This window comes from Pseudomonas sp. M2(2023) (assembly GCF_030263955.1).
Taxonomy (GTDB): domain Bacteria; phylum Pseudomonadota; class Gammaproteobacteria; order Pseudomonadales; family Pseudomonadaceae; genus Aquipseudomonas; species Aquipseudomonas asiatica.
Genome location: NZ_CP127114.1, coordinates 1,246,365 through 1,271,156 on the forward strand (window position 1 = coordinate 1,246,365; position 24,792 = coordinate 1,271,156).

Consider the following 24,792-nt stretch of genomic DNA (forward strand, 5'->3'; position numbering starts at 1 on the left):
CAAGGTCTCGTCAATCGTCTAATCGTTAAAAGGTCACGCGGGTAGGGCTGGCATCGCTGGCCTGGCCGGCCTGCAGCTGCTGGACGATGGCTTCCTGCAGTCGGCTGCACAGTTGCGGGTCGGACAGCGGCTGGTTGTCGGCATCGGTGATGAAGAACACGTCTTCCACCCGCTCGCCGAGGGTGGCGATCTTGGCGTTCTGCAGCGACAGGTCGAACTCCAGGAAGATCCGCCCCAGCCGGGCCAGCAGGCCAGGGCGGTCAGGTGCGGTGATTTCGAGGATGGTCACCGGCCGCTGGGCATCGTTGAGGATGGTCACCTGTGGCGGGAAGTCGAAGTGCTTGAGCTGGCGCGGTACCCGGCGCTGGATGATGGTCGGGTAGTCCTCGGGGTTGCGCAGCGCTTCGGTCAGGCCGTCGCGAATCTGCTTGACCCGCTGCGGGTTGTCGCCGATCGAGCCGCCGTCGTTGTCCAGCACGATGTAGGTATCGAGGGTGAACTGGCTGCTCGAGGTGATGATCCGCGCGTCATGAATGTTCAGGTTCAACTGCGACATCGCCGCCACGGTCACGGCGAAGAAGTCGTGCTGGTCGGGGGCATAGATGAAGATCTGCGTGCCACCCTCGAACTCGCGCTGGGTGGTTTCCTTGATCAGCACCAGCGGCCCGCCATCGGCCGGCTGCTGGAGGATCGCGTCACTGTGCCAGGCCACGTCGGCGGCGGTGTGCTTGAGGAAGTAGTCATCGCCCAGCTGCGACCACAGCTGCTCGACGTCGTCCGGGTCGGTGCCTTCGCGCACCAGGATATCCAGCGCTGCCGATTGGGTCTGGCGAATCTGCTCCTCGCGGTCCAGCGGGTTTTCCAGGCCTCGGCGCAGGGCGCGTTTGGTCTCGGTGTACAGCTGGCGCAGCAGGCTGGCCCGCCACGAGTTCCACAGGCTGGGGTTGGTGGCGTTGATATCGGCCACGGTCAGCACGTACAGGTAGTCCAGGCGTGTCTCGTCGCCCACGTGCAGGGCAAAATCGTTGATTACCTGAGGGTCGGACAGGTCCTTGCGCTGGGCGGTGGTCGACATCACCAGGTGGTTCAGCACCAGCCAGACGATCAGCCGGCTGTCCCAGGCCGGCAACTGGTGGCGCTCGCAGAACTTCTGCGCATCCACCGCACCCAGCTCGGAATGGTCGCCCTGGCGGCCCTTGCCGATGTCGTGATACAGGCCGGCCAGGTAGATCAGCTCGGGCTTGGGCAGGCGGCCCATGAGCTTGCTGGCCAGCGGGAATTTCTCGGACACCGGGGTGTATTGCAACTTGCGCAGGTGCTTGATGAGGTTGAGGGTGTGCGCATCGACCGTATAGATGTGGAACAGGTCGTGCTGCATCTGCCCGACGATCAGGCCGAACTCCGGCAGATAGCGGCCAAGGATGCCGTAGCGGTTCATCCGCCGCAGGTTGCGGTGGATACCGATTTCACACTTGAACAGCTCGATGAACAGGCTGGTGTTGCGGATATCGGTGCGGAAAGTGTCGTCGATCAGGTGCCGGTGTTCGCGCAGCAGCCGCACCGTATCGGCGCGTACGCCCTTGATCTCGGGATGCTGAGCCATCAGCACGAAGATTTCCAGCATGGCGAACGGTGTGCGCCTGAACACGTTCGGCCTGACTGCCTCTATATAGCCATCATGCAGGCGGAAGCGCGCATTCAGCGGCTGGGTGGTGCCGCTGTCGTCATCGGCGAGGATGACCTCCTCGAAGTGCTGGATGATCAGGTCGCACAGCTGGCTGATGCTCATCACCACCCGATAGTACTGCTGCATGAACTGCTCGATCGCCCGCTTGGGGTTGTCGTCGCTGTAGCCCAGCAGCGCGGCGATGCTGCGCTGGTGGTCGAACAGCAGGCGGTCCTCGGCGCGCCCGGCCAGCATATGCAAGGCGTAGCGCACCTTCCACAGGAAGTCCTGGGACGAGGCCAGCAGCTCGTTCTCGCTTTCCAGCAGGAAACCTTCGCCGGCCAAGGCGTGCAGGTTGAGTGTGCCGTACTGGCGGCGGGCCACCCACAGCACTGTCTGGATGTCGCGCAGGCCACCGGGTGAACCTTTCACGTTGGGTTCGAGGTTGTACTCGGTATCGTTGTACTTGTGGTGGCGGGCCTTGAGTTCGGCGCGCTTGGCCAGGAAGAAGTCCTTGCTCGGCCACATGTGCGCAGTGCTGGTCACCTCAAGCATGCGTTGGCGCAGCGCCTCGGGGCCGGCAATGGTGCGGCTTTCCATCAGGTTGGTGATGACCGTCAGGTCGGCGCGGGCCTGCTCGGCGCACTCGTCGACGGTGCGCACGCTCTGGCCCACTTCCAGGCCGATGTCCCACAGCAGGGTGAGAAACCTCTCTATGGCGTCGCGGTACTGCTCGTGTTCGGCAGCACCCAGCAGGATCAGCAGGTCGATGTCCGAATGCGGGTGCAGCTCGCCGCGCCCGTAGCCACCCACCGCGACCAGGGCGATGCCGCTCTGGTCGCCCCAGTCGAACTGGTTCCAGGCCTGTTGCAGGATGTTGTCGACGAGCCAGGCGCGGGCCTCGATCAGTGGGCGGATTTCGCTGCCACTGCGGAAACGCTTGTCGAGCACCTCGCCGGCCTGGCGGATGGCTTTCTTGAAGGCGGCGATGGGGCTCGCCTTGAGGGCCAGTTCCGCCTGGAACTGGCCGCGGTCGAACAGCTCGGGGTCCACCTGGGGCATCGCGTCACGTTCCTGTCGTGGGGGTGGCCTGTGGGAGTGCGGTCAGGCCGAGGTGCGCGGGATGGTGTCGTCCTTGCGCAGGGTGAAGATCTCGTAGCCGGTTGCGGTCACCACCAGGGTGTGCTCCCACTGGGCCGAGAGCTTGCGGTCCTTGGTGATGGCGGTCCAGCCGTCGCCCAGCACCTTGGTGTCGGCCTTGCCCTGGTTGATCATCGGCTCGATGGTGAAGGTCATGCCTTCCTTCAGCTCCATGCCGGTGCCGGCGCGGCCGTAGTGCAGGATCTGCGGCTCTTCGTGGAACACCTTGCCGATGCCGTGGCCGCAGAACTCGCGCACCACCGAGAAGCCGTTCTTTTCAGCGTGCTTCTGGATCACTTCGCCGATGTCGCCCAGGCGGCAGCCCGGCTTGACCAGTTCGATGGCCTTGTACATGCACTCCTGGGTGACCTTGGACAGGCGCTCGGCCCATACCGGCACGGTGCCGACGTGGAACATGCGGCTGGTGTCGCCGTGGTAGCCGTCCTTGATCACGGTGACGTCGATGTTCAGCGTGTCACCGTCCTTGAGCGGCTTGTCGTTGGGGATGCCGTGGCAGACCACATGGTTGATCGAGGTGCAGATCGACTTCGGGTAGCCCTTGTAGTTGAGCGGTGCCGGGATGGCCTGCTGGACGTTGACGATGTAGTCGTGACACAGGCGGTCCAGCTCTTCGGTGGTGACACCGGGCTTGACGTGTTCCTCGATCATTTCCAGCACCTCGGCGGCCAGGCGGCCAGCGATGCGCATCTTCTCGATGTCTTCTGCGGTCTTGATGGTGACGGTCATTACAGGCTCTCTACAGCGCCGTGCACGGCGCGAACAAACGGGAAAGGCCGGATTCTAGCAGAGCAGGGCGCCGATCGGTCGGATAAAGGCGGCAATGCTGCTGTCTACAGCTGGCATTCTGGCGCGAAAGCCGGGGTGCTGCAAAAACCGCTGACGGACGCAACAGTATCCGGGTTCCGTTCGGTCGCGGTCTGTGGTATAAAATGCGCCGCTTTCGGGGACGACCCCGTCAGCACTTAACCCACACACGTGTCGACACGATGACCTGGGTGCCCCGAGTTGCAGAATTCGCGGGTTGGTCATTGGGATACGTGGAGGCCCAACCCGACTTATCAAGGAACTATCATGTCCCAAGTCAACATGCGCGATATGCTGAAGGCCGGTGTGCACTTCGGCCACCAGACCCGTTACTGGAACCCGAAAATGGGCAAGTACATTTTCGGCGCGCGTAACAAGATCCACATCGTCAACCTGGAAAAAACCCTGCCAATGTTCAACGACGCTCTGTCGTTCGTAGAGCGCCTGGCTCAGGGCAAGAACAAGATCCTGTTCGTCGGCACCAAGCGTTCCGCCGGCAAGATCGTCGCCGAGCAAGCTGCTCGTTGCGGTTCGCCGTACGTTGACCACCGTTGGTTGGGCGGCATGCTGACCAACTACAAGACCATCCGCGCTTCGATCAAGCGTCTGCGCGACCTGGAAACCCAGGCCGAAGACGGCACTTTCGCCAAGCTGACCAAGAAAGAAGCCCTGATGCGCTCCCGCGACCTGGAAAAACTGGATCGCAGCCTGGGCGGCATCAAGGACATGGGTGGTCTGCCAGACGCTCTGTTCGTTATCGACGTTGATCACGAGCGCATCGCGATCACCGAAGCCAACAAGCTGGGCATCCCGGTAATCGGCGTTGTCGATACCAACAGCAGCCCGGAAGGTGTTGACTACATCATCCCAGGTAACGATGACGCCATCCGCGCTATCGAGCTGTACATGACTTCGATGGCTGACGCAGTCATCCGCGGCCGCAACAACGTTGCCGGCGGCACCGAAGTTTACGCTGAAGAAGCGGCTGCACCTGCTGCCGAGTAATTAGACGCTAGCGTCGACTTGGCACGCAAAAAGGGGGCTCTGCCCCCTTTTTGCCACCTTGAAATCCTGCTGTCAGCATCGGCCCCGCATCATGGGCCCGCTGAGATAAACACAGTGGATTTGCAGAATTGAACGCCCGTGACGAACGGGTGGAATGGTTGAAAAACTTTCCAAGAGGATTTTGAAATGGCAGCAATTACTGCAGCGCTGGTCAAAGAACTGCGCGAGCGTACCGGCGAAGGCATGATGGATTGCAAGAAGGCCCTGGAAAAGGCCGGCGGCGACATCGAAAAAGCCATTGACGACATGCGTGCCTCGGGCGCCATCAAGGCCGCCAAAAAGGCTGGCAACGTCGCTGCTGAAGGCGCTATCGCCGTCAAGACCGACGGTAAATCCGCCGTCCTGCTGGAAGTGAACTCGCAGACCGACTTCCTGGCCCTGCAAGACGACTTCAAGAACTTCGTTGCCGACAGCATCGAAGAAGCCTTCGCCCAGAAGCTGACCGACGCTGCTCCGCTGATCGCTTCGCGTGAAGCTGCTCGTGAAGCCCTGGTTGCCAAGTGCGGCGAGAACGTCAACATCCGTCGCCTGGTGCGCGTTGAAGGTGACGTTGTCGGTGCCTACCTGCACGGCAACAAGATCGGCGCTGCCGTTGTCCTGAAAGGCGGCGACGTCGATCTGGCCAAGAACATCGCCATGCACGTTGCAGCTTCGAACCCTGAGTTCCTGCTGCCGTCGGAAGTATCGGCCGAAGCCATCGAGCGCGAGAAGGGCGTCTTCCTGCAGCTGAACGCTGACAAGATCGCCGGCAAGCCGGAAAACATCGTCGAGAACATGATCAAAGGTCGTATCTCGAAGTTCCTGGCCGAAGCCTCGCTGGTCGAGCAAGCCTTCGTCATGAACCCGGAAGTCAAGGTTGGCGAGCTGGCCAAGAAAGCCGGTGCTGAAATCGTTTCCTTCACCTACTTCAAAGTAGGCGAAGGCATCGAGAAGCCAGTCGACGACTTCGCTGCTGAAGTTGCCGCTCAGGTAGCTGCTGCCAAGCAGTAAGACAGCCCCGTCTGTCGCCCCGAAGAGGCTGCCCGCTCACGCGCGCAGCCTCTTTGTCAAAACGGCGAAGGGTTTATAAGGCCCGTCGCCGCTGGCACCGAAGCGGTGCCACGCTACAGTTAGCAGGCTGCAAACAGCCCGCACGAATTTTCTAAAAGTACGCCGCAGGAGAGACTCGCAATGGCTCAGCAGGTGAGTGGTCGCCAACCTCGCTATAAACGCATTTTGCTCAAACTTAGCGGCGAGGCCCTGATGGGCTCGGAAGACTTCGGGATCGACCCGAAAGTGCTGGATCGCATGGCCCTCGAAGTTGGCCAGCTGGTAGGGATCGGTGTCCAGGTCGGCCTGGTGATCGGTGGTGGCAACCTGTTCCGCGGTGCCGCGCTCAGCGCAGCCGGCATGGACCGCGTCACCGGTGACCACATGGGCATGCTGGCCACCGTGATGAACGGCCTGGCCATGCGCGATGCGCTGGAGCGCTCGAACATCCCGGCCCTGGTAATGTCGGCCATTTCCATGGTCGGTGTCACCGATCATTACGATCGTCGCAAAGCTATTCGCCACCTCAACTCCGGGGATGTGGTAATTTTCTCCGCCGGTACCGGCAACCCGTTCTTCACCACCGACTCCGCCGCCTGCCTGCGCGCCATCGAAATCGATGCCGACGTGGTGTTGAAGGCGACCAAGGTCGATGGTGTGTACACTGCCGATCCATTCAAGGACCCGCATGCCGAGAAGTTCGATCACCTGACCTACGACGAGGTCCTGGATCGCAAGCTGGGTGTAATGGACCTGACCGCAATCTGCCTGTGCCGTGACCACAAGATGCCATTGCGGGTATTCAACATGAACAAGCCTGGCGCCCTGCTGAACATTGTGGTGGGTGGCGCTGAAGGTACTCTGATCGAGGAAGGCCAAGCATGATCAACGACATCAAGAAAGACGCGCAGGAGCGCATGACCAAGTCCCTCGAGGCCCTGGCTCGCAACCTCGCGGCAATCCGCACCGGTCGCGCCCACCCAAGCATCCTGGACAGCGTCAAGGTCACTGCCTGGGGTAGCGAGATGCCGCTGAACCAGGTGGCCGCGATCACCGTCGAAGATGCCCGCACCCTGAAGATCGTCGCGCACGACAAAAACCTTAGTGCTGCCATCGAAAAGGCCATCCTCACCTCCGACCTGGGCCTGAACCCGTCCAGCGCCGGCACCACCATCCGTGTGCCGATGCCGGCCCTGACCGAGGAAACCCGCAAGGGCTACACCAAGCAGGCCAGCGGCGTTGCCGAGGATGCCAAGGTGGCTGTGCGCAACGTGCGCCGTGACGCTCTGGCCGACCTGAAGAAGCTGACCAAGGACAAGGAAATCAGCGAAGACGAAGAACGTCGCGCCGCTGACGAGATCCAGAAGCTGACCGACAAGTACGTTGCCGAAGTCGATGCCGCCTTCAAAGCCAAGGAAAAGGACCTGATGGCCGTCTAAGGCCGGGGTTTTTTAATGGAAAAGACCAAGCCAGCGGCACCGTCCTCGGTGCCGCGTCATGTCGCGATCATCATGGATGGCAACAACCGCTGGGCGAAAAAACGCCTGTTGCCCGGTGTTGCCGGGCACAAGGCGGGTGTCGACGCCGTTCGCGCGGTCATCGAAGTCTGTGCCGAATCCGGGGTCGAGGTGCTGACCCTGTTCGCCTTCTCCAGCGAGAACTGGCAGCGTCCCGCCGAAGAGGTCGGTGCGCTGATGGAACTGTTCTTCTCGGCCCTGCGCCGCGAGGCCAAACGCCTCAACGAGAACAACATCAGCCTGCGTATCATCGGTGACCGTTCGCGCTTCCATCCCGAGCTGCAGGCCGCCATGCGCGAGGCCGAGGCGCTGACCGCCGGCAACAACCGCTTCATCCTGCAGATCGCGGCCAACTACGGTGGCCAGTGGGACATCGCCCAGGCCGCCCAGCGGCTGGCGCGGGAAGTGCAAGCCGGGCACCTGCGCCCGGAAGACATCACCCCGGGCCTGCTGCAGACCTGCCTGGCAACCGGCGAGCTGCCGCTGCCGGACCTGTGCATCCGCACCGGTGGCGAGCACCGCATCAGCAATTTCCTGTTGTGGCAGCTGGCCTACGCCGAGCTGTACTTCTCCGACCTGTACTGGCCGGACTTCAAACACGAGGCCATGCGCACCGCCCTGGCCGATTTCGCTTCGCGCCAGCGCCGCTTCGGTAAGACCAGCGAGCAGGTCGAGGCTGGAGCTCGTGCTTAATGCTTAAACAACGCATCATTACCGCGCTGATCCTGCTGCCGATCGCGCTGGGTGGCTTCTTCCTGCTCAACGGTGGGGACTTCGCCCTGTTCATCGGCTTCGTGGTGACCCTCGGCGCCTGGGAGTGGGCGCGTCTGGCCGGGCTCATGGCCCAGCCGCTGCGCATCGCCTATGCCGTGGTCGTCGCCGGAGCGCTGATGCTGCTGTACATCCTTCCGGAGCTGGCGCCCTGGGTGCTGGGCGCTGCGGTGATCTGGTGGGGGTTGGCCACCTGGCTGGTGCTTACCTATCCACGTAGTAGCGAGCTGTGGGCCAGTGCAGCCTGCCGGTTGCTGATCGGCCTGCTGGTTTTGCTGCCGGCCTGGCAGGGTCTGGTGCTGCTCAAGCACTGGCCGCTGGGTAACTGGCTGATCCTGTCGGTCATGGTGCTGGTTTGGGCTGCCGATATTGGCGCGTACTTCTCTGGCCGTGCCTTCGGCAAGCGCAAGCTGGCGCCTCAGGTCAGCCCTGGCAAGAGCTGGGAAGGCGTGTATGGCGGCCTGGCGGTCAGCCTGGTGATTACCCTGGTGGTCGGAATCAGTCGCGACTGGGGCTTCGGCCAGATTCTGCTGGGCCTGTTGAGTGCCGCGCTGGTGGTCATGTCTTCGGTGGTGGGTGACCTGACCGAAAGCATGTTCAAGCGCCGCTCCGGCATCAAGGACAGCAGCAACCTGTTGCCTGGCCATGGTGGGGTGCTCGACCGCATCGACAGCCTGACTGCGGCGATCCCGATTTTCGCCGTGCTGCTGTGGGCTGCCGAATGGGGTGTGATGTGAGCCGTCCGCAGCGTATTACCGTGCTCGGGGCCACCGGCTCCATCGGCCTGAGCACGCTGGATGTCATCGCGCGCCATCCTGACCGTTATCAGGTGTTCGCCCTGAGTGGCTATTCGCGTATCGACGAATTGCTTGCGCTGTGCGTGCGCCATCGGCCGACATTCGCCGTGGTACCTAATGCCGAGGCGGCCGCGCGACTGCGCGAAAGCCTGGTTGCGGCAGGTTGCGCCACCGAGGTGCTGGAAGGCGAGGCCGGGTTGTGCCAGGTGGCTTCTGCGTCGGAAGTGGACGCGGTGATGGCGGCCATCGTCGGCGCCGCCGGCCTGCGCCCCACCCTGGCGGCGGTCGAGGCGGGCAAGAAGGTGCTGCTGGCCAACAAGGAGGCGCTGGTGATGTCCGGCGCGCTGTTCATGGAGGCGGTGCGGCGCAGTGGTGCCGTGCTGCTGCCGATCGACAGCGAGCACAATGCGATCTTCCAGTGCATGCCCGGCGACTACGCGCGCGGACTGAGTGCCGTCGGCGTGCGCCGGATCCTGCTCACCGCATCCGGTGGCCCGTTCCGCGAGACCCCCGTCGAGGCGCTGCTGGACGTCACCCCGGAACAGGCCTGCGCGCACCCCAACTGGTCCATGGGGCGCAAGATTTCCGTGGATTCGGCCAGCATGATGAACAAGGGCCTGGAGCTGATCGAGGCCTGCTGGTTGTTCGATGCTGCACCGGCCAAGGTCGAGGTGGTGGTGCACCCGCAGAGCGTGATCCACTCCCTGGTGGATTATGTGGACGGTTCGGTGCTGGCGCAGTTGGGTAACCCGGACATGCGCACACCCATCGCCAACGCCCTGGCCTGGCCCGAGCGGATCGATTCCGGGGTGGCGCCGCTGGACCTGTTCGCCATCGCCCGTCTGGACTTCCAGGCGCCCGACGAACAGCGCTTCCCTTGCCTGCGCCTGGCGCGGCAGGCTGCCGAGGCCGGCAACAGCGCACCGGCCGTGCTCAATGCGGCAAATGAGGTCGCAGTCGAGGCATTTCTCCAGCGGCGTATCCGCTTCCCGGAGATCGCGGGTATGATCGAACAGGTGCTCGATCAGGAGCCCGTCGTACCGCTGCCGTCGCTGGACGCGGTGTTCGCCGCCGACCAGCGTGCCCGGGAGCTTTCCCGTGAGTGGCTGAGGCGTCACGGTCGCTGATGCAGGCCCGCCACGGTTCACGAGGGGGCTGGGCATGATGCCAGCCCGCTGAACATCATTCGGAGATGGATATGACAGCGCTCTACATGATTATCGGCACCCTCGTAGCCTTGGGTGTGCTGGTCACTTTCCATGAATTCGGCCACTTCTGGGTGGCACGCCGCTGCGGTGTCAAGGTGCTGCGCTTCTCGGTGGGCTTCGGCACGCCGCTGCTGCGCTGGCATGACCGCCATGGCACCGAGTTCGTGATCGCGGCGATCCCGCTGGGTGGCTACGTCAAGATGCTCGACGAGCGCGAGGGGGACGTGCCGCCAGCGCTGATCGAACAGTCGTTCAACCGCAAGACCGTACGCCAGCGCATCGCGATCGTCGCGGCGGGCCCGGTTGCGAACTTCCTGCTGGCCATCCTGTTCTTCTGGGTGCTGGCGATGCTGGGTACCCAGCAGATCCGCCCGGTGATCGGCGCGGTCGATGCGGGCAGCCTGGCAGCATCGGCAGGCCTGACCGCAGGTCAGGAAATCGTCTCCATCGATGGCAAGCCGACCAATGGTTGGTCTGCGGTCAACCTGCAACTGGTTCGCCGCCTGGGCGAGAGCGGCACCTTGCAGGTTGGCGTGCGTGAAGAGGGCGCCAGCGCCGAGCGCCAGCTGCAGGTGAAGCTGGACAGCTGGCTCAAGGGCGCCGACGAGCCCGACCCGATCCAGTCCCTCGGGCTGCACCCTTGGCGCCCGGCGATCTTGCCGGTGTTGGCCGAGATCGATCCAAAGGGGCCGGCTGCCGCTGCGGGCCTGAAAACCGGTGACAAGCTGCTGGCGCTCGATGGCGTGGCAGTGAGCGAATGGCAGCAGGTGGTCGATGCCGTGCGGGCTCGCCCGCAAGCCAAGGTTGTGGTGCGCGTCGAGCGCGATGGTGCTGTGCTGGACGTCCCGGTCACCCTGGCGCGCAAGGGCGAGGGCAAGGCGGCCGGCGGCTATCTGGGCGCCGGGGTAAAAGGTGGCGAATGGCCTGCCAACATGCTCCGCGAAGTCAGCTACGGCCCGCTGGATGCGGTGGGTGAGGGCTTGTCACGCACCTGGAACATGAGCGTCCTGACCCTTGAATCGCTGAAGAAAATGCTGTTCGGGGAGCTCTCGGTAAAAAACTTGAGCGGACCGATAACCATTGCTAAAGTGGCGGGCGCTTCAGCCCAGTCCGGCGTGGGGGATTTCCTGAATTTCCTGGCCTACCTGAGCATAAGCTTGGGGGTTCTTAACCTGCTGCCCATCCCGGTTCTGGATGGGGGGCATTTGCTGTTTTACCTGGTCGAGTGGGTGCGCGGTCGTCCGCTGTCGGATCGGGTGCAAGGTTGGGGGGTCCAGATCGGTATCAGTTTGGTCATAGGGGTGATGTTGCTCGCCCTGATCAACGATCTGGGTCGACTATAAAGCTTCGCTCAATTGCGAAACCTGCCGTCTTGTCGCGGCGGGCTGTTTATTGCCAGTTGGAATAAAAGGACTTCATGAAACGTCTGCTGCTAACTGCGGTCATGTCCGCACTGATGATCGCTGAAGTTCACGCCGAGTCCTTCACCATCTCCGATATCCGCGTCAACGGCCTGCAGCGGGTTTCCGCCGGCAGTGTCTTCGGTGCCTTGCCGCTGAACGTCGGCGACCAGGCCGATGACCGCCGACTGGTGGAGTCGACCCGTTCCCTGTTCAAGACCGGCTTCTTCCAGGACATTCAGCTGAACCGCGATGGCAATGTCCTGATCATCAACGTGGTCGAACGCCCGTCGGTGTCGAGCATCGAGATCGAAGGCAACAAGGCGATCAGCACCGAAGACCTGATGAAAGGCCTGAAGCAATCCGGCCTGGCCGAAGGCGAGATCTTCCAGCGTGCCACCCTCGAAGGTGTGCGTAACGAACTGCAGCGCCAATACGTGGCCCAGGGCCGCTATTCGGCCGAGGTCGACGCCGAGGTGGTGCCGCAGCCGCGCAACCGCGTGGCGCTGAAGATCAAGATCAACGAAGGCACCGTCGCCGCCATCCAGCACATCAACATCGTTGGCAACAACGTGTTCGACGACGAGACCCTGGCGCAGCTGTTCGAGCTGAAGACCACCAACTGGCTGTCGTTCTTCAAGAACGACGACAAGTACGCCCGCGAAAAGCTCTCCGGTGACCTGGAGCGCCTGCGTTCCTACTACCTGGACCGCGGCTACATCAACATGGACATCGCCTCCACCCAGGTGTCCATCACGCCGGACAAGAAACACGTCTACATCACCGTCAACATCAACGAAGGCGAGAAGTACACCGTCCGTGACGTGAAGCTGTCCGGTGACCTGAAGGTGCCGGAAGACCAGGTCAAGTCGCTGCTGCTGGTGCAGCCTGGCCAGGTGTTCTCGCGCAAGGTGATGACCAGCACCTCCGAGCTGATCACCCGCCGCCTGGGTAACGAAGGCTACACCTTCGCCAACGTCAACGGCGTGCCGCAGCCGAACGATGAAGACCACACCGTCGACATCATGTTCGTGGTCGACCCGGGCAAGCGTGCCTACGTCAACCGCATCAACTACCGCGGCAACACCAAGACCGAAGACGAAGTGCTGCGTCGCGAAATGCGCCAGATGGAAGGCGGCTGGGCCTCGACCTACCTGATCGACCAGTCCAAGACCCGCCTGGAACGCCTGGGCTTCTTCAAGGAAGTGAACGTCGAGACCCCGCCGGTGCCGGGCACCGACGACCAGGTCGACGTCAACTACAGCGTCGAGGAACAGGCCTCCGGCTCGATCACCGCCAGCGTCGGTTTCGCCCAGAGCGCCGGCCTGATCCTCGGTGGTTCGATCAGCCAGAGCAACTTCCTCGGTACTGGTAACAAGGTATCCATCGGCCTGACCCGTTCGGAATACCAGACCCGCTACAACTTCGGCTTCGTTGACCCCTACTTCACTGCCGATGGCGTGAGCCTGGGTTACAACGCCTTCTACCGCAGCACCGACTACGACGACCTCGACGTCGACGTGGCCAGCTACGCGGTGGACAGCTACGGTGCAGGCGTCAGCCTCGGCTACCCGATCAGCGAGACCTCGCGCCTGACCTATGGCCTGAGCGTGCAGCAGGACAAGATCAAGACCGGCAAGTACACCGTTGACGAGATCTTCGATTTCCTCGAAGAGGAAGGCGACAGCTTCCTGAACTTCAAGGCCTCGATCGGCTGGTCGGAGTCGACCCTGAACAAAGGCGTGCTGGCGACCCGTGGTCACTCGCAAAGCCTGACCCTGGAATCCACCATTCCGGGCAGCGACCTGTCGTTCTTCAAGCTCGACTACCGCGGCCAGCTGTTCAAGCCGATTACCAACGACTACACCCTGCGCCTGCACACCGAACTGGGCTATGGTGATGGTTACGGCAGCACCTCCGGCCTGCCGTTCTACGAGAACTACTTCGCGGGTGGCTTCAACTCCGTCCGTGGCTTCAAGGACAGCAGCCTGGGCCCACGCAGTACCCCAAGCCGCGGCGAGGCCAATGGTGGCAAGCCAGGCACCATCGCCGACCCGGACCAGGATCCGTTGCCGTTTGGTGGCAACGTGCTGGTACAAGGTGGTGTGGAGCTGCTGTTCCCGCTGCCATTCGTCAAGGATCAGCGTTCGCTGCGCACGTCCGTGTTCTGGGATGTGGGTAACGTGTTCGACACCAATTGCGGCAACCAGCCTGATTGCGAGAAGGTCGGTTTCTCGGGTATGGCCAGCTCGGTCGGCCTGGGCGTGACCTGGATCACCGCACTGGGCCCGCTGAGCTTCAGCCTGGCAATGCCGGTCAAGAAGCCGGACGATGCCGACACCCAGGTGTTCCAATTCTCTCTGGGCCAGACCTTCTGAGGTCGGCCCTCGCTTAATGACAACGGTTTATCCAGGAGTGCATCGTGCGTAAGTTGACCCAACTGGCCGTAGTGGCCGCGGCGCTTGTCGCCACCCCGGCTTTCGCCGAAATGAAGGTTGCTGTCCTGAACTATCAGATGGCCCTGCTGGAGTCGGACGCCGCCAAGAAATACGCGGTGGATGCCGAGAAGAAGTTCGGCCCGCAACTGACCAAGCTGAAAAGCCTGGAAAGCAGCGCCAAGGGCATCCAGGACCGTCTGATCAAGGGCGGCGACAAGATGCAGCAGCAGGAGCGCGAGCGCCTGGAACTCGAGTTCAAGCAGAAGGCCCGTGACTTCCAGTTCCAGTCCAAGGAACTGAACGAAGCCAAGGCCGTTGCTGACCGCGACATGCTCAAGCAACTGAAGCCGAAGCTGGATGGCGCTGTCGAGGAAGTGATCAAGAAAGGTGGTTACGACCTGGTCCTCGAGCGTGGCGCGGTCATCGATGTCAAGCCTCAGTACGACATCACCCGCCAGGTCATCGAGCGCATGAACCAAGCCCGTTGATATGACCGTGACCATGACGCTAGGCCAGTTGGCCGAGGCCCTCGGCGCCACTCTCAAGGGCCCCGAGGCGCTGCAGATTACCGGGCTGGCCACCTTGCAGGAGGCTGGCCCAGGTCAGTTGAGCTTCCTCGCCAACCCGCAGTACCGCAAGTTCCTGGATAGCAGCCAGGCGGCTGCGGTGCTGCTGAAGGCGGCGGACGCCGAAGGCTTTGCCGGCAATGCGCTGATCGTCGCCGACCCGTATCTGGCCTACGCGCGCATCTCCCACCTGTTCGACCCCAAACCCAAGGCTGTGGCGGGTATTCATCCCAGCGCCGTGGTGGCCGAGGACGCGCAGGTGGACGCCAGTGCCAGCATCGGGCCGTTCGCGGTCATCGAAAGCGGTGCGCGCATCGCGGCCAATGTCAGTGTGGGTGCACACTGTGTGGTCGGTGCCCGTTGCGTGATCGGTGAGGGCGGCTGGCTGGCCCCGAGGGTCACCCTGTACCATGATGTGACCATCGGCAAGCGTGTGGTCATCCAGTCAGGTGCCGTGATTGGCGGTGAAGGCTTCGGTTTTGCCAACGAGAAGGGCGTGTGGCGCAAAATTGCCCAGATCGGTGGTGTTACCATCGGCGACGACGTGGAAATCGGTGTCAACACTGCGGTCGATCGCGGGGCACTGTCGGATACGCGCATCGCTGATGGGGTCAAGCTCGACAACCAGATCCAGATCGCCCACAACGTGCAGATCGGTGAGCATACGGCCATGGCTGCATGTGTCGGGATTTCCGGCAGCACGCGCATCGGCAAGCATTGCACCATTGCCGGAGGTGTCGGCATGGTGGGTCATATCGATGTCTGTGATAACGTTTTCGTGTCTGGGATGACCATGGTGACCCGTTCGATCACCGAACCGGGTGCCTATTCTTCCGGCACTGCCATGCAGCCACTGGCTGAATGGCGCAAGAGCGCCGCGCGTATCCGCCACCTGGACGACATGGCCAAGCGTCTCCAGCAGCTGGAAAAACGCGTCGATACCGTGACCTCAGGTGGCCAGCCGACATCAGAAGGCTGATACCATTCCCTGAGCAAGAGTGAACAGTCGCTAGCTGGCTCCTCTTTGGACTGCAAAAGGAGCGTGTGGTCAGCACCTGCGCTCCCTATTCTTATTACAGGCTTCCCCCCCGAAATGATGGACATCAACGAGATTCGCGAATACCTGCCTCACCGTTACCCGTTCCTGTTGGTGGACCGCGTGACGGAGCTGGACTACGAGGCCCAGAGCATTCGTGCCTACAAGAATGTCAGCATCAACGAGCCGTTCTTCAACGGCCATTTCCCGGCGCACCCGATCATGCCGGGCGTCCTGATCATCGAAGCCATGGCACAGGCCGCGGGTATCCTCGGTTTCAAGATGCTCGACGCCAAACCGGCCGATGGCACCCTGTACTACTTCGTCGGCTCCGACAAGCTGCGTTTCCGTCAGCCGGTACTGCCAGGTGACCAGTTGGTGCTGGAAGCCAAGTTCCTCAGCCGCAAGAGCATGATCTGGAAATTCGAGTGCCGCGCCCTGGTCGACGGCAAGCCGGTTTGCTCGGCAGAAATCACCTGCGCGGAACGCTCCCTATGAATTCGATTGATCCTCGGGCCATTATCGACCCGTCGGCCAGGCTGGCCGATGGTGTCGAGGTCGGCCCCTGGTCGATCGTTGGCCCTGATGTGGAGATCGGGGAGGGCACCGTTATCGGCCCGCATGTTGTGCTCAAAGGGCCGACCCGCATCGGCAAGCACAACCGTATCTTTCAGTTTTCCTCGATCGGCGAAGACACCCCGGACCTCAAGTACAAGGGTGAGCCGACGCGCCTGGTGATCGGTGACCACAATGTGATCCGCGAAGGGGTGACCATCCACCGCGGTACCGTCCAGGACCGTTCTGAAACCACCGTCGGTGACCATAACCTGATCATGGCCTATGCCCACATCGGCCACGACAGCGTTATCGGCAACCACTGCATCCTGGTCAACAACACGGCCTTGGCCGGCCATGTGCACGTGGGGGATTGGGCGATCCTGTCCGGTTACACCCTGGTGCACCAGTACTGCCATATCGGTGCCCACGCGTTTTCCGGCATGGGCACGGCGATCGGCAAGGATGTCCCGGCCTTCGTCACCGTGTTCGGCAGCCCGGCCGAAGCCCGCAGCATGAACTTCGAAGGCATGCGCCGCCGGGGTTTCAGCGACGAGGTGATCCATGTGCTGCGCCGTTGCTACAAGATCGTCTATCGCCAGGGCCTGACCGTCGAAGACGCGCTCAAGGAGCTGGACGAACTGGCTGCGAAGCACCCTGAGGTCGATCTGTTCCGTCAGTCGATCGTGAACTCCGCCCGCGGCATCACCCGCTGACATGGCCCAGCTTTGCGTAGCCTTGGTCGCAGGTGAGGCCAGCGGCGATATTCTCGGTTCAGGCTTGATGCGTGCCATCAAGGCACGCCACCCCGATGTACGGTTCATCGGCGTTGGTGGTCCCTTGATGGAAGCCGAAGGCCTGCAATCCTATTTCCCCATGGAGCGCCTGGCCGTCATGGGCCTGGTCGAAGTGCTGGGGCGCCTGCGCGAGCTGCTCAAGCGGCGCAAGCTGCTGATCGAGACCCTGATCGGTGAAAAGCCCGATGTGTTCATCGGCATCGATGCCCCCGACTTCACCCTCAACATCGAACTGAAACTGCGTCAGGCCGGGATCAAGACCGTGCACTACGTCAGCCCGTCGGTATGGGCCTGGCGGCAGAAGCGTGTGCTGAAGATTCGCGAAGGCTGCGACCTGATGCTGACGCTGTTGCCATTCGAGGCGCGGTTCTATGAAGAGCAGGGCGTGCCAGTGCGCTTCGTTGGCCACCCGTTGGCCGATACCATCCCGCTAGAAGCCGACCGTCCTGCGGCGCGTGCCGCGCTGGGCTTGGGCGAAGGGCCGGTAGTGGCGTTGATGCCGGGCAGCCGGGGCGGCGAAGTAGGGCGCCTGGGGGCACTGTTCCTGGATGCTGCCGAAAGGCTGCGCCAGCAGGTACCGGGCGTGCGTTTCGTACTGCCCTGTGCCAATGCCGCGCGGCGCGCCCAGATCGAGCAGATGCTCGAAGGGCGTAAGCTGCCGCTGACCCTGCTCGATGGCCAGTCGCACCAGGCCCTGGCGGCCTGTGACGCGGTGCTGATCGCCTCGGGTACTGCCACCCTCGAAGCGCTGCTGTACAAGCGGCCGATGGTTGTGGCCTATCGCCTGGCGCCCCTGACCTACTGGATCCTCAAACGCCTGGTAAAGAGCCCCTACGTTTCGTTGCCGAACCTGCTGGCCCAGCGTGCGCTGGTACCCGAGCTGCTGCAAGATGACGCCACCAGCGAAGCACTGGCCAATACCCTGGCGCCGCTGGTAGCCGATGGCAGCCGGCAGACCGAAAGTTTCGACGAAATTCACCGCACCCTTCGCCGTGACGCCTCCAACCAGGCGGCCGAGGCGGTACTGGCCTTGCTCAAGGACCGCTGACATGCAAATTGGACTGGACTTCAACCTGGTCGAAGACCTGGTCGCCGGCGTCGACGAAGTGGGCCGTGGCCCGCTGTGCGGTGCAGTCGTGACCGCGGCGGTGATCCTCGACCCGGCGCGCCCGATCCTCGGCCTGAACGATTCGAAGAAACTCACCGAAGCCAAGCGCGAAGCGCTGTTCGACGAGATCTGCGAAAAGGCCTTGAGCTTCTGCATTGCGCGTGCCGAGGTCGAGGAAATCGACCGCCTGAACATCCTGCATGCGACCATGCTGGCCATGCAGCGCGCGGTGGAAGGCCTGCACATTACACCGAAGCTGGCCCTGATCGACGGTAACCGTTGCCCGAAACTGGCCGTACCGGCGTCGCCGGTAGTCAAGGGCGATAGCCAGGTGCCGGCCATCGCGGCGGCGTCGATCCTGGCCAAGGTGACCCGTGACCGGGAGATGAGCGCATTCGAGCTGATCTACCCGGGCTATGGCATTGGCGGGCACAAGGGCTACCCGACCCCGGTGCACCTCGAGGCGCTGGCACGGTTGGGGCCTACGCCCATTCATCGGCGCTCCTTTGCCCCGGTGCGGGCCGCGTGGGACGCACGTGAAGGCGTTACCGACTCCCTGATCTGACCTATTAGTTCGTTGCTGCAGATGTCACGCTATCCTCTGTGGGAGCGGCTTTAGCCGCGAACACCGGCGCAGCCGGTGCCATACACCGCGTTGGATTCTTCGCGGCGGTTCGACGCCTCGATGAACCCGCTCCCACAGTGGGGCGGTGCGCGCACATTCTTTATTCTCTGGCCGACACCGCAATCCCAAATCCTATCCCCATTTACGCTACAATCCCGCCCTTGTCGTTCAGCACTGCTACAGGATCTTCCATGTCGGTTCCCTTCGTTCACCTGCGCGTCCACTCCGAATTCTCGCTGGTCGACGGCCTGGTGCGGATCAAGCCGCTGGCCAAGGCGCTGGCCGGGATGAACATGCCGGCGGTGGCGATCACCGACCAGAGCAACATGTGCTCGCTGGTAAAGTTCTACAAGACTGCCATGGGCGCGGGCATCAAGCCGATCTGCGGCGCCGACCTGTGGCTGGCCGCTGCCGACCCGGAAGCACCGCTGTCGCGTATCTGCTTCCTGGCCATGAACCCCAAGGGGTACCGCAACCTCACCGAGCTGATCTCGCGCGGCTGGACCGAGGGCCAGCGCAACGGCCTGGTGATCCTTCAGCGTGAATGGATCGCCCCGGCCAGCGAGGGCTTGATCACCCTGTCCGCAGGCAAGGAAGGTGACATCGGCATGGCCTTGCTGGCGGGGCGGCAAGATGAAGCCGAGGCCCTGCTGCAGGACTGGATGGCGATGTTCCCCGAGCGCTTCTATGTCGAGGTGCAGCGCACCAACCGCGCCCGCGACGAGGAATATGTGCACGCCGCCGTGGCCTTGGCCGACAGGTTCGGCGCTCCGCTGGTGGCAACCAACGATGTGCGTTTCATCAAGCAATCGGACTTCGATGCTCACGAAACCCGCGTATGCATCGGTGAGGGCTGGACCCTCGACGATCCGCGCCGGCCAAGGATGTACAGCGACCAGCAGTACCTGAAGTCGGCCGAAGAAATGACCGAACTGTTCAGCGACCTGCCCGACGCCATTGCCAACACCGTCGAGATTGCCAAGCGTTGCAACATCCAGGTGCAGTTGGGCAAGTACTTCCTGCCCGACTTCCCCACGCCCAATGGCATGGGCATCGATGACTACCTGCGGCATGTGTCCCACGAAGGCCTGGAAGAGCGCCTGGCAGTGCTGTGGCCGAAAGAGACCACGCCCAACTACGAAGAGAAGCGCCAGGTTTACCTGGACCGCCTGAAGTTCGAACTGGACATCATCATCCAGATGGGCTTCCCCGGTTACTTCCTGATCGTGATGGACTTCATCAAGTGGGCCAAGAACAACGGTGTGCCTGTCGGCCCGGGCCGGGGGTCGGGTGCTGGCTCGCTGGTGGCCTATGTACTGAAGATCACCGACCTCGACCCGCTGGCCTACGACCTGCTGTTCGAGCGCTTCCTCAACCCTGAACGGATTTCCATGCCCGACTTCGACGTCGACTTCTGCATGGATGGCCGTGACCGGGTGATCGACTATGTGGCCGAAGCCTATGGCCGCAACGCGGTCAGCCAGATCATCACCTTCGGTACCATGGCGGCGAAGGCGGTGGTGCGGGACGTGGCGCGGGTACAGGGCAAGTCATACGGTCTAGCCGACCGCCTGTCGAAGATGATCCCGTTCGAAGTGGGCATGACCCTGGAAAAGGCCTACGAGCAGGAAGAGATCCTGCGCGACTTCCTCAAGGGTGACGAAGACGCCCGCGAAATCTGGGACATGGCCCTGAAGCTCGAGGGCGTGACACGCGGTACCGGCAAGCACGCCGGTGGTGTGGTCATCGCCCCGACCAAGCTCACCGACTTCTCGCCGATCGCCTGTGATGAAGAGGGCGGCGGCCTGGTAACCCAGTTCGACAAGGATGACGTCGAGGCCGCCGGCCTGGTGAAGTTCGACTTCCTCGGCCTGCGGACCCTGACCATCATCAAGTGGGCGATGGAGATCATCAACCGCGAGCAGGCCAAGAAGAACCTGCCCGATGTAAACATCGACTTCATCCCGCTGGACGACCGCAAGACCTACGAGCTGTTGCAGAAGGCCGAAACCACGGCGGTGTTCCAGCTTGAATCGCGGGGCATGAAAGAGCTGATCAAGAAGCTCAAGCCCGACTGCCTGGAAGACCTTATCGCACTGGTGGCGTTGTTCCGCCCAGGCCCGCTGCAGTCGGGCATGGTGGACGACTTCATCAACCGCAAGCACGGCCGCGCCGAGCTCGCCTACCCCCATCCGGACTACCAGTACGAAGGCCTGAAGCCGGTGCTGGCACCGACCTACGGCATCATCCTGTACCAGGAACAGGTGATGCAAATCGCCCAGGTGATGGCTGGCTATACCCTCGGCGGCGCCGACATGCTGCGCCGTGCGATGGGTAAGAAGAAGCCCGAGGAGATGGCCAAGCAGCGCGGTGGTTTCATCGAAGGTTGTGCCAACAACAATATCGATGCAGACCTGGCTGGTAACATCTTCGACCTGGTGGAAAAGTTCGCCGGTTACGGCTTCAACAAATCCCACTCCGCCGCCTATGGCCTGGTGTCGTACCAGACCGCGTGGCTGAAAACCCACCACCCGGCGCCGTTCATGGCTGCGGTGTTGTCGGCGGATATGCACAACACCGACAAGGTGGTGGTGCTGGTCGAGGAAGTGCGCAGCATGAAGCTGCGCCTCGACGCGCCCGACGTGAACTTCTCCGACTTCAAGTTCACCGTCAACAATGACGGGCGCATCGTCTACGGCCTGGGCGCCATCAAGGGCGTCGGCGAGGGCCCGGTGGAGGCGATCGTCGAGGCCCGCGCCCAGGGTGGCCCATTCAAGGACCTGTTCGACTTCTGTGAGCGCATCGACCTCAAACGGGTCAACAAGCGCACCCTCGACGCGCTGATCCGCAGTGGTGCGCTGGACCGCCTGGGCCCACACTTCCATGACGAGATCAAGGCCTACCACGCCAACATCGACATCAACCGTGCAACTCTGCTCTCGGCGCTGGGCGAGGCAATCAAGGCTGCCGAGCAGGCCGCCCACACCGCTGACAGTGGGCACGTCGACCTGTTCGGCGGCATGTTCGAAGAGGCGGATGCCGACGTCTACGCCAACCACCGCAAGGTGCGCGAACTGACCCTCAAGGAACGCCTGAAGGGCGAAAAGGACACCCTTGGCCTGTACCTCACCGGCCACCCGATCGACGAGTACGAGACCGAGATCCGCCGCTTCGCCCGCCAGCGCATCATCGACCTCAAGCCGTCACGCGATACCCAGACTATCGCCGGCATGATCATTGCCCTGCGGGTGATGAAGAACAAGAAGGGTGACAAGATGGGCTTCGTCACCCTGGATGACCGCTCCGGGCGCATCGAAGCATCGCTGTTTGCCGATGCCTTCATGGCGGCACAGTCCTTGCTGCAGACCGATGCCATGGTGGTTGTCGAAGGCGAGGTCAGCAACGACGATTTCTCCGGTGGCCTGCGCCTGCGGGTGAAGCAGGTGATGACCATGGAGGATGCGCGCACCAAGCTGGCCGAGAGCCTGCGCCTGAAGGTGGCACACGAAGCGCTCAAGGGCGACCGGCTGAAGTGGCTGGGCGAGTTGATTACCCGCCATCGCGGCGCTTGCCCGATCACCCTCGAATACACCGGCAGCGACGCCAAGGCCATGCTGCAGTTCGGCGAGCAGTGGGCTATCGACCCTGCCGATGGGCTGATTCAGGCGCTGCGTGACCAGTTCGGGCGTGAGAACGTCTTCCTGCAATATCGTTGAACCGACAAAAATTTAATCTCGACCTGAATGCGCCTGATCCCTTAAGGTAGGGCGCCAAACGGATCAACCGGCCGGCCGCCTGGCCGTAGACCCAAGACGGATGACTATGAACCCGAATTTTCTCGATTTCGAACAGCCGATTGCCGACCTGCAAGCCAAGATCGAAGGCCTGCGCCTGGTAGGCAACGACAACTCGCTGAACATCAGCGATGAAATTGCCCGTCTGCAAGACAAGAGCAACACCCTGACCGAAAGCATCTTCGGCAACCTGACCAGCTGGCAGATCGCCCGCCTGGCTCGTCATCCGCGTCGTCCTTACACCCTGGACTACCTGGAGCACATCTTCACCGAGTTCGAAGAGCTGCACGGCGACCGCCATTTCTCCGACGACGCTGCCATCGTCGGCGGTACTGCGCGCCTGGACGGCAAGCCGGTCATGGTCATCGGTCACCAGAAGGGCCGCGAAGTGCGCGAGAAGGTACGCCGCAACTTCGGCATGCCGCGCCCTGAAGGCTACCGCAAGGCCTGCCGCCTGATGGAAATGGCCGAGCGCTTCAAGATGCCGATCCTGACCTTCATCGACACCCCGGGCGCCTACCCGGGCATCGACGCCGAAGAGCGCAACCAGAGCGAGGCCATCGCCTGGAACCTCCGCGTGATGGCGCGCCTGAAAACCCCGATCATCGCCACCGTGATCGGTGAGGGTGGTTCCGGCGGTGCGCTGGCCATCGGTGTGTGCGACCAGTTGAACATGCTGCAGTACTCCACCTACTCGGTGATCTCGCCGGAAGGCTGCGCCTCGATCCTGTGGAAGACTGCCGACAAGGCAGCCGACGCAGCCGATGCCATGGGCATCACCGCCGAGCGCCTGAAGAGCCTGAACATCGTCGACAAGGTCATCCAGGAGCCGCTGGGCGGCGCCCACCGTGACCCGGCGAAGATGTCGGAAAGCATCCGTGCCGACCTGGTACAGCAGCTGGACATGCTCGGCAAGCTCGACCATGACGCGCTGCTGGCCCGCCGTTACGATCGCCTGATGAGCTACGGTATCTGATAGCGAGATGAATGGCACCGGCTTCGCCGGTGTTCGCGGGTGAACCCGCTCCCACAGGTACTGCGCAGCCCTCTGAAACGGCGCGATCCCTGTGGGAGCGGGTTCACCCGCGAATGCATTCTCGAATTGAGTGCGGGTTCGATGATCAACCTCACCCCTTGGCTCAACGCCCCAGCCTGGTACATCGCCTTCTCCGGCGGCCTCGATTCCACCGTCCTCCTGCACCTGCTGGCCGACTACGCCCGCAATCACGCATCCCCTCCATTGCGCGCCATCCACGTCCACCATGGGCTGCAACCCGCCGCCGATGCCTGGCCCGCCCACTGCCAAACCGTCTGCGACAATCTCGGCATCGAACTCCAGGTCATCCACGTCCAGGTCATCCCCGGCGCCAGCCTCGAACAGGCCGCCCGCGACGCCCGCTATGCTGCCTTCAGGCAAGCCCTCGGCCCAGGCGACATCCTGTTCACCGGCCAGCACCGCGACGACCAGGCCGAAACCCTGCTGTTCCGCCTGCTGCGCGGCGCAGGCCTGCGTGGCATGGCTGCAATGCCGGGGCAGCGGGCGCTAGGGCAGGGTAGCCTGGTCAGGCCGTTGCTGGGCTGTTCCCGCCAGCAACTGCAGGACCACGCCCAGGTCAATGGGCTGGCCTGGATCGAAGATCCGACGAACGCTGACACACAATTTGCCCGCAACTACCTGCGCAGCGAAGTCTTTCCGCTGCTTCGGCAACGTTGGCCGCAGGCCAGCCAGAACCTTGCCCGCGCCGCCGAGCACCTGAGCGAAGCCCAAGGCCTGCTGGACGAGCTTGCCCAGGACGACCTGGCGCTCGCCGGGGAGGGCGCGCCGCTGGCTTGGCCGGGGCTGGACTCCCTCGATCTGGCCAACCTGGTGGCGCTGTCGCCGGCCCGTCAGCGCAATGCCCTGCAGTACTGGCTGAGCCACCGTACCCGCCTGCCCGACACCCGACACTGGGTCGGCTGGGCGGACCTGCGCGATGCCGCGGCCGATGCCCGGCCCGCCTGGCAGCTTGCCGATGGGCAGTTGCTGCGCAGTCATGGCCGCATCTGGTGGTTGAGTGGTGACTGGCTGCAGCTGCCCGTCGGCGAACTGCCCTGGGCCGATCCCACCAAGCCTTTGCTGTTGCCGGGTAACGGCAGGGTGCGTCTTGTTGGCGCAGCGCCGCTGGGCGGCTTGCGCATTGCCTACCGCCAGGGCGGTGAAGTGCTGGATGTCCCCGGCCGCGGCCGACGCGACCTCAAGCGCCTGTTAAACGAACTGCAGGTGCCGCTTTTCCTGCGCCCGCGCCTGCCACTGCTGTACCAGGGCGAACGCTTGCTGGCGGTGGCCAACCTGCCCGGGCTGGTGCAGGCTGATTGCCAGCTGTCCTGGCAGTTGCCGACGAACGCGCAAGGTTTGAGCTGAAGGGTACATTCGGGTAGACTACCCTCCCTTCTTGATACAGCTTCTGTGGGTTCC

Annotated in this window: 20 protein-coding genes; 18 read left to right on the plus strand and 2 right to left on the minus strand. The window is 62.8% G+C overall.

What is annotated here, in order from left to right; translation table 11 throughout:
• Positions 1-25 precede the first annotated feature (25 nt).
• The gene (locus tag QN085_RS05815; protein WP_023662319.1) at positions 26-2,728 is read right to left on the minus strand and encodes a [protein-PII] uridylyltransferase; all 2,703 of its coding nucleotides are present in this window, start codon (positions 2,726-2,728) and stop codon (positions 26-28) included.
• A gap of 42 nt (positions 2,729-2,770) precedes the next feature.
• The gene (gene map, locus QN085_RS05820; RefSeq protein WP_004375406.1) at positions 2,771-3,553 is read right to left on the minus strand and encodes a type I methionyl aminopeptidase; all 783 of its coding nucleotides are present in this window, start codon (positions 3,551-3,553) and stop codon (positions 2,771-2,773) included.
• Positions 3,554-3,898: 345 nt separating this feature from the next.
• Between map and rpsB the strand changes: the two genes are divergently transcribed.
• The 18 genes from rpsB to tilS all read left to right on the plus strand — a co-directional run bounded on the left by rpsB (position 3,899) and on the right by tilS (position 24,738).
• The gene (rpsB, locus tag QN085_RS05825) at positions 3,899-4,636 is read left to right on the plus strand and encodes a 30S ribosomal protein S2 (protein WP_003252287.1); all 738 of its coding nucleotides are present in this window, start codon (positions 3,899-3,901) and stop codon (positions 4,634-4,636) included.
• 186 nt (positions 4,637-4,822) lie between these two features.
• Entirely contained in the window at positions 4,823-5,686 is an 864-nt protein-coding gene (gene tsf, locus QN085_RS05830; RefSeq protein WP_013971250.1) for a translation elongation factor Ts, read from the plus strand.
• Between the two features lie 180 nt (positions 5,687-5,866).
• Positions 5,867-6,610, plus strand: coding sequence for a UMP kinase (pyrH, locus tag QN085_RS05835; RefSeq protein ID WP_003252294.1), 744 nt, complete (start codon positions 5,867-5,869; stop codon positions 6,608-6,610).
• Positions 6,607-7,164 carry a ribosome recycling factor gene (gene frr / locus QN085_RS05840; RefSeq protein WP_013971251.1) on the plus strand — a complete coding sequence of 186 codons (558 nt, stop codon included), beginning with the start codon at positions 6,607-6,609 and terminating at the stop codon, positions 7,162-7,164. Before pyrH ends, frr begins: the two co-directional genes overlap by 4 nt.
• A gap of 15 nt (positions 7,165-7,179) precedes the next feature.
• Positions 7,180-7,935: a polyprenyl diphosphate synthase gene (gene uppS, locus QN085_RS05845; protein WP_013971252.1), complete on the plus strand. Its 756-nt coding sequence runs from the start codon at positions 7,180-7,182 to the stop codon at positions 7,933-7,935.
• Positions 7,935-8,750, plus strand: coding sequence for a phosphatidate cytidylyltransferase (locus QN085_RS05850; RefSeq protein ID WP_013971253.1), 816 nt, complete (start codon positions 7,935-7,937; stop codon positions 8,748-8,750). The genes uppS and QN085_RS05850 overlap by 1 nt, the downstream gene beginning before the upstream one ends.
• Positions 8,747-9,937: a 1-deoxy-D-xylulose-5-phosphate reductoisomerase gene (gene ispC, locus QN085_RS05855; protein ID WP_024086395.1), complete on the plus strand. Its 1,191-nt coding sequence runs from the start codon at positions 8,747-8,749 to the stop codon at positions 9,935-9,937. Before QN085_RS05850 ends, ispC begins: the two co-directional genes overlap by 4 nt.
• Before the next feature lie 71 nt (positions 9,938-10,008).
• Positions 10,009-11,361 (plus strand): RIP metalloprotease RseP, encoded by a 1,353-nt coding sequence (gene rseP / locus QN085_RS05860; RefSeq protein WP_031324566.1) that lies wholly within the window; start codon positions 10,009-10,011, stop codon positions 11,359-11,361.
• Positions 11,362-11,435: 74 nt separating this feature from the next.
• Entirely contained in the window at positions 11,436-13,796 is a 2,361-nt protein-coding gene (gene bamA, locus QN085_RS05865; RefSeq protein ID WP_013971256.1) for an outer membrane protein assembly factor BamA, read from the plus strand.
• A gap of 44 nt (positions 13,797-13,840) precedes the next feature.
• A complete protein-coding gene (locus QN085_RS05870) occupies positions 13,841-14,344 on the plus strand; it encodes an OmpH/Skp family outer membrane protein (RefSeq protein ID WP_015269197.1) in 504 nt (167 codons plus the stop codon).
• A gap of 1 nt (position 14,345) precedes the next feature.
• Positions 14,346-15,401 (plus strand): UDP-3-O-(3-hydroxymyristoyl)glucosamine N-acyltransferase, encoded by a 1,056-nt coding sequence (lpxD, locus tag QN085_RS05875; RefSeq protein ID WP_013971258.1) that lies wholly within the window; start codon positions 14,346-14,348, stop codon positions 15,399-15,401.
• 114 nt (positions 15,402-15,515) lie between these two features.
• Positions 15,516-15,956 (plus strand): 3-hydroxyacyl-ACP dehydratase FabZ, encoded by a 441-nt coding sequence (fabZ, locus tag QN085_RS05880; RefSeq protein ID WP_004375427.1) that lies wholly within the window; start codon positions 15,516-15,518, stop codon positions 15,954-15,956.
• Positions 15,953-16,729, plus strand: a complete 777-nt coding sequence (gene lpxA, locus QN085_RS05885) for an acyl-ACP--UDP-N-acetylglucosamine O-acyltransferase (protein ID WP_023661474.1) — start codon at positions 15,953-15,955, stop codon at positions 16,727-16,729. The genes fabZ and lpxA overlap by 4 nt, the downstream gene beginning before the upstream one ends.
• A gap of 1 nt (position 16,730) precedes the next feature.
• The gene (gene lpxB / locus QN085_RS05890) at positions 16,731-17,858 is read left to right on the plus strand and encodes a lipid-A-disaccharide synthase (protein WP_013971260.1); all 1,128 of its coding nucleotides are present in this window, start codon (positions 16,731-16,733) and stop codon (positions 17,856-17,858) included.
• 1 nt (position 17,859) lies between these two features.
• Positions 17,860-18,483 (plus strand): ribonuclease HII, encoded by a 624-nt coding sequence (gene rnhB, locus QN085_RS05895; RefSeq protein WP_013971261.1) that lies wholly within the window; start codon positions 17,860-17,862, stop codon positions 18,481-18,483.
• Positions 18,484-18,734: 251 nt separating this feature from the next.
• Complete coding sequence (dnaE, locus tag QN085_RS05900) at positions 18,735-22,259, plus strand: DNA polymerase III subunit alpha (protein ID WP_023661472.1); 3,525 nt, start codon at positions 18,735-18,737, stop codon at positions 22,257-22,259.
• 106 nt (positions 22,260-22,365) lie between these two features.
• A complete protein-coding gene (gene accA / locus QN085_RS05905) occupies positions 22,366-23,313 on the plus strand; it encodes an acetyl-CoA carboxylase carboxyl transferase subunit alpha (RefSeq protein WP_023661471.1) in 948 nt (315 codons plus the stop codon).
• A 141-nt stretch (positions 23,314-23,454) separates the two neighbouring features.
• Positions 23,455-24,738 (plus strand): tRNA lysidine(34) synthetase TilS, encoded by a 1,284-nt coding sequence (gene tilS / locus QN085_RS05910; RefSeq protein WP_196183968.1) that lies wholly within the window; start codon positions 23,455-23,457, stop codon positions 24,736-24,738.
• Positions 24,739-24,792: the final 54 nt, after the last annotated feature.